Here is a 6800-nt window from a genome sequence, read left to right on the forward strand (position 1 = left end):
GAACTATTTGATGTTAAAATTAAAATGTTTTTTATTTTTTTCGACTATTATTCAGGATCAAAAATTACAGGATCAGATTCAGAAATTACGCTAATACAATCATTTATCCCTAAAATTAAAAATTCATTATGACTATTCGTATGATATTGAGTCAGAAAACCAGATCTTAATTTTTCAAGTTCAAACCAGCCTCCACTTTCAACTTTCCAAATCCAACCAGGTACTCTTATATCTGGGTTCCAAAATTCCAAAAGATTACCTTCATCTAATACTCTAAAACCGACTACATTTTTAAAAATAATATATATTGGCTGAGATATATCTTTAAAGTCTAAAGTAATTTTCAAAGTCCATAAATCATAATTTAGATTGATTATTTCAGGAAAGGTATCATTTGTAAAATTGATGTTGAACTCCTTAATTTTTGGTTGTAGTAAATTTTGTATGTCGTTCATAGCTTTAATTACAATGAGTTTAACTTAATTAAAATGAAAAATTATCTGCTAAAATAGAGTTTTTTATAATCTCTTGAAAATACATCTCTAATCCCATATTTTCCGTCCCAAATTCAAAAAAAAATATTTCCCTTCCCAACACCCCAACAAATAAATTCTGATTTCGTATATTTGCCCAACCAAACATTATACTTAATTATGAGCCAAAAAGTATTACTTAATTCAAAAGAAGTTACTATCATACTCCATCGTTTGGCTTGTCAGTTAATCGAAAAGCACCTTGATTTCTCTGATACTATTTTAGTCGGGATTCAGCCACGAGGCGTTTTTTTAGCAGAACGTTTAAAACAAATATTAGAAAACGAATATAAAGTTCCTGAAATTTCTTTGGGATATCTGGACATCACTTTTTTTAGAGATGACTTTCGCCGTACTGATAAACCGCTGGAAGCCAATAAAACACAAATAAATTTTATAGTTGAAGACAAGAAAGTCATTTTTATAGATGACGTTTTGTTTACCGGACGAAGCATACGTTCTGCCTTGACCGCAATTCAATCTTTTGGGCGACCTTCAGAAATCGAATTGTTGGTGTTAATCGACAGACGTTTTAGCCGTAATTTACCAATTCAGCCCGATTATCGCGGTCGTCAGGTAGATGCAATTAATGGCGAAAAGGTAAAAGTAAGCTGGAAAGAAAATGACAACGAAGATGTTGTTTATCTGGTAACTAATTAAAAAGTTTAATCGGATAAATCGTTTAACTGTTTAATCGCAAAATGAGAGGATTAAAAAATAAAAATTGAAAAATAATACCATGACAGAGAATGAAGCGTTTATTTATGAATCAATTTTTAATCAGATCAGAATGGGATTTCTTTCTCTTGATGAGATTCAGGAAAACATCTTAGAAGAAATTGAAGACAACGAATTTGAAGACGAAATTTCAGAAGAGTGGGCTTTCGATAAAATAAAAGAAGAATACCAAAAGTTGCTTTCGGAAAGTAAACAATGGAAAAGCCCAACAGATACTGAAAGGCTGATAAAAGCGTTCGATGAATTAGGAGATGAAAATATAGTCGCACTTCACAACGCAGGTTATACCACAACCGAAGGGGAATATGAAGTAGTTGAGGTTGAAAGAGAATTGCAGGAAAATGAAGTCTGGTCTGATGGTTATTGTTTTTATCATCAACAAGATTTGGCGAGAGCTGTTGCAGTAAAAGACCCAGGTTTGTTTATCGCTTTTCAGAAAGTAGATAACTCTGATGATGCAATTGCAATGGAAGTTGGTAAAAAGGTTGCCGAAGTTTTAAGAAACAACGGTTTTGAAATAAAATGGAGTCCATCTGCAAGAACAAAAATAGAAATTCCGGGTTTCAGATGGCAGCATATTTTTAACGAAGACGGTAGGGATTTGCAAGACTACAGCGAGGTTATAGAAAGAATGATTCAATAGCATAACTGCTTTTTAAAGTAGTATAGAAAGACTGAATGTTTCAGGAATTCAGGAATTTGACAAATAAATATTAAAGAAATAAAAATGAAAGAATTAAGCGTAAATCACTTATTAGGAATTAAATACATCAACGAGAATGATATTAACCTAATTTTTGAAACTGCCGATCATTTTAAAGAAGTCATTAACCGACCTATTAAAAAAGTTCCTTCATTACGAGATATTACAATTGCTAACATATTTTTCGAAAACAGTACCAGAACAAAACTTTCTTTCGAGTTAGCACAAAAACGATTATCTGCAGATGTTATTAGTTTTTCGGCAGCACAATCATCTGTTAAAAAAGGAGAAACTTTAATTGATACTGTAAACAATATTCTATCTATGAAAGTAGATATGGTTGTAATGCGCCACTCCAATCCCGGAGCGGCTTATTTTTTATCTAAAAATGTCAAAGCAAGTATCGTAAATGCCGGAGACGGAGCACATGAACATCCAACTCAGGCTTTATTAGACAGTTATTCTATCAGAGAGAAATTGGGTGATGTAGCCGGAAAAAAAGTAGTTATTGTAGGTGATGTTCTGCATTCAAGAGTAGCCTTATCCAATATATATGCTTTACAAATGCAAGGCGCTGAGGTTAAAGTTTGCGGACCAAAAACATTGATTCCACGATATATCGAATCTCTTGGTGTTACGGTTGAACCCAATTTGAGAAAAGCATTAGAATGGTGTGATGTTGCCAATATGCTACGCGTTCAGAACGAACGTATGGATGTGAACTTTTTTCCATCAACACGTGAATACGCTCAACAATATGGAGTTGATAAACCATTATTAGATTCTCTTGGAAAAGAAATCGTAATCATGCACCCGGGACCAATCAACAGAGGAGTAGAGATTACTTCTGAAGTGGCAGATTCTGATCATTCTGTGATTTTAAATCAGGTCGAAAATGGTGTAGCAATCAGAATGGCTGTAATTTATCTTTTAGCTTCGAAAATACAGTAAGTTTAGTTTTTTTGTTTCAGGTTTCAAGTTTCATGTTGCGGAACGTTCAGCTTGACAAACTTGAAACCTGAAACCTGAAACCTGAAACTTGAAACAAATTTAAAAAACTTCGTACCTTAGTAAAATGAAAGTAGATCAAAAAGGACATACCGTTACGATTAAAGATACCCAGGGAGATTTTAATTCTTTTTTGGAGAAAGTGACGCAGCAGTTTAAAACCTTTGAAAAACAAAATATTATAATCGATTTGTCATCAAATGCTCAATTGGCAGAAGGTGATTTGAAACTTTTTTTGCCACTTTCGAAACAACATAAAAAAGCCAAAAAATCATTTGTAATTGTAGTTTCTGATCTTGACTTTAATGCTATTTCTGATAAATTAATTGTAGTTCCTTCACTTCTTGAAGCGCATGATATTATCGAAATGGAAGAAATTGAAAGAGACCTTGGATTTTAGATTTATGATTTTAGACTTTAGATTTTAGATTTATTACTGAATCTAAAATGTTTTAATCCAATCTAAAATCTGCAATCTAAAATCTAAAATTAAAAATGAAGCTTACTATACTTGGCTGTTATGCCGCAACTCCCAGAACGATTACCAACCCAACTGCGCAGGTTTTAGAAATTAAAAACAGAATGTTTTTGATCGATTGCGGAGAAGGAACTCAAGTGCAACTGCGCAAAAACAAGATTAAATTCTCAAAAATTAATCACATTTTTATTTCGCATTTACATGGAGATCACTTTTTTGGTCTGATTGGGACTATTTCGACTTTTGCGCTTTTAGGACGTACAACAGATTTACATATTTATGGTCCAAAAGGTATCAAGGAAATTATTACGTTACAATTGAGATTATCAAGTTCCTGGACAACGTATGAGTTGTTTTACCATGAATTGGAATCTAAAGAAAGTGAAGTCATTTTTGAAGATGCCAAAGTGATCGTAAAGACAATTCCGTTGAAACACCGCGTTTACACCAATGGATTTTTGTTTCAGGAAAAACCCGGAGATAGAAAACTAGATGTAGAAGCTGTTCAGCGATACAATATCCATACGGCATATTATCAAAAAATAAAAGGCGGAGGAAATGTTACGCTTGATGACGGAACTGTAATTGAAAACGAAAAATTGTCTTTTGATCCAATTCCTGCATTGAGTTACGCTTTTTGTTCTGATACGGTTTATAACGAAGCAATTATCCCACTTATAAAAGATGTTGATGTTTTGTATCATGAAGCTACTTTTTTGGAATCTGAAGCTGCATTGGCGTTAAAAACATTACATTCTACAGCTATAGAAGCTGCAAAAATTGCTTTAAAAGCAAATGCCAAACAATTGGTTCTAGGGCATTATTCAACAAGATACGAAGGAATTGAACGTTTTAAAGAGGAAGCAGAAACCATTTTTCCGAATGTTTTATTAGGGAATGATGGCGTTTCTTTTGAATTTGAATAATGAGTTGTACATGGTTAGGGTTATTTAATTATCAAAACAAAATATGAGAAGAATCATTTCATTAGGATTAATTGTTGTTTTCTCTTTTTTAATGATGGATTTCTCATCATTTACACCAATATATTTTTTACTTTTCTTACCGGGTTTTTTGTTTGGAATTTCAGTGATAATTCCAAGATTATTTCCGGATGTTTTTAAAAATTTTAAACGATTATTACGAACTCTGATTTATTATATACTTCTCTGGTGTTTTTCAATTATTGTAATGTCATCATTGCAAATTTTAACTAACTCGATAAATGATAAAACACCATATTTAATAGTAGGGACACTTACAGGAATGGCAATGTCTTTTTTAGTTGATTTTCAGTTTGGTTTTGAGAATAAAAAAGTGGCATACATAAGCATTACAGTACTAAGCATTTTATCTTGTTTGATTTTTGATTATTATTATCCAAATCCAGGTGATAAAGAATTATACACAGGAATACAGATTTTTATTTGGAATACTATGGTAGGACTGGGTTTGACTTTAAATAAAACAGTAAATAAAACTCTTTAATTTATTTTCGATTTGAGGTAATTATGGTTTTAATCGTAATTTCGTTAAAACAAATTTCAGTATATCTAAAATCTAAAATCAATCCCGAAGATTCGGGACTAAAATCAGCAATCATGAACGATTTAAGCAATTATAGAAAGTCTTACGAGAAAAGCGAATTATTAGAAACTAATATTCCGGAAGATCCAATTAATCTTTTTAACCGATGGTTTCATGAGGTAGAAGATTTTGGCGGAAGCGGAGAAGTAAATGCCATGACAATTTCTACAATTGGTTTGGATGGTTTCCCGAAATCGAGAGTTGTTTTATTAAAGAAATTCTCTGAGGAAGGTTTTGTTTTTTATACCAATTACGATTCCGAAAAAGGAAAAGCCATTGCAGCAAACCCTCACGTTTGTTTGTCTTTTTTTTGGCAGGAAATGGAACGTCAGGTAATCATTAAAGGAATTGCCGAAAGAACTTCTGAAAATATCTCAGACGGTTATTTTGATTCTCGTCCTGACGGAAGTAAACTTGGCGCAATAGTTTCTCACCAAAGTGAAGTTATTCCGTCAAGAGCATTTCTAGAAGAAAACCTAAAGAAACTCGAAGCCGAATTTGAAGGAAAACCAATTCCGAGACCTGAAAACTGGGGCGGATTTTTAGTAACTCCTGTAGAAGTAGAATTTTGGCAGGGAAGACCTAATAGGCTGCATGACAGAATTCGTTATACGAGTCAATCTGATTTTTCATGGAAGATTGACAGATTATCTTCTTAGTTGTAGGAATTTTATATTATATAATAAAATAATGATGTAGTTCGTCGATTAATTTTGTAGTTTACCGATAAATTAAATACGTTTGGCTTAAGAAATACGAAAAGATTTATCTAAAAATAAATTTAAAGAATTTGCCCCAACATTTACTTTAAAGTTTTAAATGCTATTGATTATGAAGAAGACTATCTGCAACATGTTGTTCATTGTAATGCTTATTACAATGAACTCATGCACTGCTGACACTGCAGAAGGAAATGAAAATAGTACTTTAACAGAGCAAGTTGTAACAAATTATACGTACAACGATTCTGAACTTGAATTAATGCAATTGATAAACGATTACCGAGTGAGTATTGGTTTAAATGCATTAGAAAAAATCAATCACATTTCTTATAAATGCCAAGAGCATAATAAATATATGATCGAGAACAATGTTGTTAATCATAATGACTTTGTTTTACGCTCTGATAATATTATGAAATTGCTTGGCGCTAAAAATGTTGGAGAGAATGTAGCTTACAACTACAAAACTTCTGATGCCGCATTAAAAGCCTGGTTAGACAGCCCGGGACATAAAGAAAATATTGAAGGTAATTATACTCATTTTGGAATATCGATAACAACAGATCCAAGAACGGGAAAAAAATACTATACAAACATATTCGCTAGAATATAGAAAAATTTTGGACTGGTTGGTTTTTATTGGTCGTTGTAATTCAAAGAATTGCAACGACTTTTTTTATGTAAAAAAAGCTGCCTGAAAGAGACAGCTTTGGCAAAAATATAACAACCTTAATTAGGATCAGGTGCAAAAGTTGGGGATTAGGCAAAAAGATTAGATAATCTGAACAAGAAGAAATCTACTTTACGCACTCCTCTAAATTGACTTCTAAACGCTTTTACTTTAGCATTGAATGATTCTGCAGAAGCATTAGTACTTCTATTGCCAAAATAGTTTAAGATTGATTGGTAATTAACCGTTATAGTATTTAAAAGGATATTAAAATTTTTAAACCCTGAATCTTCTACATTCTTGTACCAATGTGCCAGTTTGGTCATCGCAATGTGTTTATTGTTATGATTGTTGTAAATAC

Annotated in this window: 10 protein-coding genes; 8 read left to right on the plus strand and 2 right to left on the minus strand. The window is 32.3% G+C overall.

Annotated elements, in window-relative coordinates:
* Positions 1-47: 47 nt before the first annotated feature.
* The gene (locus EAH81_RS26430; protein WP_140511983.1) at positions 48-455 is read right to left on the minus strand and encodes a hypothetical protein; all 408 of its coding nucleotides are present in this window, start codon (positions 453-455) and stop codon (positions 48-50) included.
* Between the two features lie 198 nt (positions 456-653).
* Between EAH81_RS26430 and pyrR the strand changes: the two genes are divergently transcribed.
* From pyrR to EAH81_RS26470, 8 genes are all read left to right on the plus strand, one after another.
* Positions 654-1193, plus strand: a complete 540-nt coding sequence (gene pyrR / locus EAH81_RS26435; RefSeq protein WP_140511984.1) for a bifunctional pyr operon transcriptional regulator/uracil phosphoribosyltransferase PyrR — start codon at positions 654-656, stop codon at positions 1191-1193.
* A gap of 64 nt (positions 1194-1257) precedes the next feature.
* On the plus strand, positions 1258-1914 hold the full coding sequence (locus EAH81_RS26440) for a DUF6891 domain-containing protein (RefSeq protein WP_241676663.1): 657 nt from the start codon (positions 1258-1260) through the stop codon (positions 1912-1914).
* Between the two features lie 84 nt (positions 1915-1998).
* Positions 1999-2925: an aspartate carbamoyltransferase catalytic subunit gene (locus EAH81_RS26445; RefSeq protein WP_074658379.1), complete on the plus strand. Its 927-nt coding sequence runs from the start codon at positions 1999-2001 to the stop codon at positions 2923-2925.
* A gap of 124 nt (positions 2926-3049) precedes the next feature.
* Complete coding sequence (locus EAH81_RS26450; protein ID WP_140511985.1) at positions 3050-3382, plus strand: ribonuclease Z; 333 nt, start codon at positions 3050-3052, stop codon at positions 3380-3382.
* A 95-nt stretch (positions 3383-3477) separates the two neighbouring features.
* Positions 3478-4386, plus strand: a complete 909-nt coding sequence (locus tag EAH81_RS26455; RefSeq protein WP_140511986.1) for a ribonuclease Z — start codon at positions 3478-3480, stop codon at positions 4384-4386.
* 43 nt (positions 4387-4429) lie between these two features.
* Positions 4430-4948: a hypothetical protein gene (locus EAH81_RS26460; RefSeq protein WP_140511987.1), complete on the plus strand. Its 519-nt coding sequence runs from the start codon at positions 4430-4432 to the stop codon at positions 4946-4948.
* Between the two features lie 113 nt (positions 4949-5061).
* Positions 5062-5706, plus strand: coding sequence for a pyridoxamine 5'-phosphate oxidase (gene pdxH, locus EAH81_RS26465; protein ID WP_140511989.1), 645 nt, complete (start codon positions 5062-5064; stop codon positions 5704-5706).
* A 172-nt stretch (positions 5707-5878) separates the two neighbouring features.
* Positions 5879-6382, plus strand: a complete 504-nt coding sequence (locus EAH81_RS26470) for a CAP domain-containing protein (protein WP_170214163.1) — start codon at positions 5879-5881, stop codon at positions 6380-6382.
* A gap of 146 nt (positions 6383-6528) precedes the next feature.
* On the opposite strand, the gene EAH81_RS26475 is transcribed toward EAH81_RS26470, so the two are convergent.
* On the minus strand, positions 6529-6800 hold a 272-nt coding region (locus EAH81_RS26475; RefSeq protein ID WP_241676568.1), incomplete at its 5' end, for a transposase.

It is taken from the genome of Flavobacterium pectinovorum (assembly GCF_006438875.1).
Taxonomy (GTDB): domain Bacteria; phylum Bacteroidota; class Bacteroidia; order Flavobacteriales; family Flavobacteriaceae; genus Flavobacterium; species Flavobacterium pectinovorum_A.

Bases quoted from the DNA above. Each gene is read 5' to 3' on its own strand.
- EAH81_RS26455 (WP_140511986.1), top strand. From the start codon at position 3,478: ATGAAGCTTACTATACTTGGCTGTTATGCCGCAACTCCCAGAACGATT.
- EAH81_RS26430 (WP_140511983.1), bottom strand. From the start codon at position 455: ATGAACGACATACAAAATTTACTACAACCAAAAATTAAGGAGTTCAAC.
- EAH81_RS26445 (WP_074658379.1), top strand. From the start codon at position 1,999: ATGAAAGAATTAAGCGTAAATCACTTATTAGGAATTAAATACATCAAC.
- EAH81_RS26470 (WP_170214163.1), top strand. From the start codon at position 5,879: ATGAAGAAGACTATCTGCAACATGTTGTTCATTGTAATGCTTATTACA.
- EAH81_RS26460 (WP_140511987.1), top strand. From the start codon at position 4,430: ATGAGAAGAATCATTTCATTAGGATTAATTGTTGTTTTCTCTTTTTTA.
- pdxH (WP_140511989.1), top strand. From the start codon at position 5,062: ATGAACGATTTAAGCAATTATAGAAAGTCTTACGAGAAAAGCGAATTA.
- EAH81_RS26450 (WP_140511985.1), top strand. From the start codon at position 3,050: ATGAAAGTAGATCAAAAAGGACATACCGTTACGATTAAAGATACCCAG.
- pyrR (WP_140511984.1), top strand. From the start codon at position 654: ATGAGCCAAAAAGTATTACTTAATTCAAAAGAAGTTACTATCATACTC.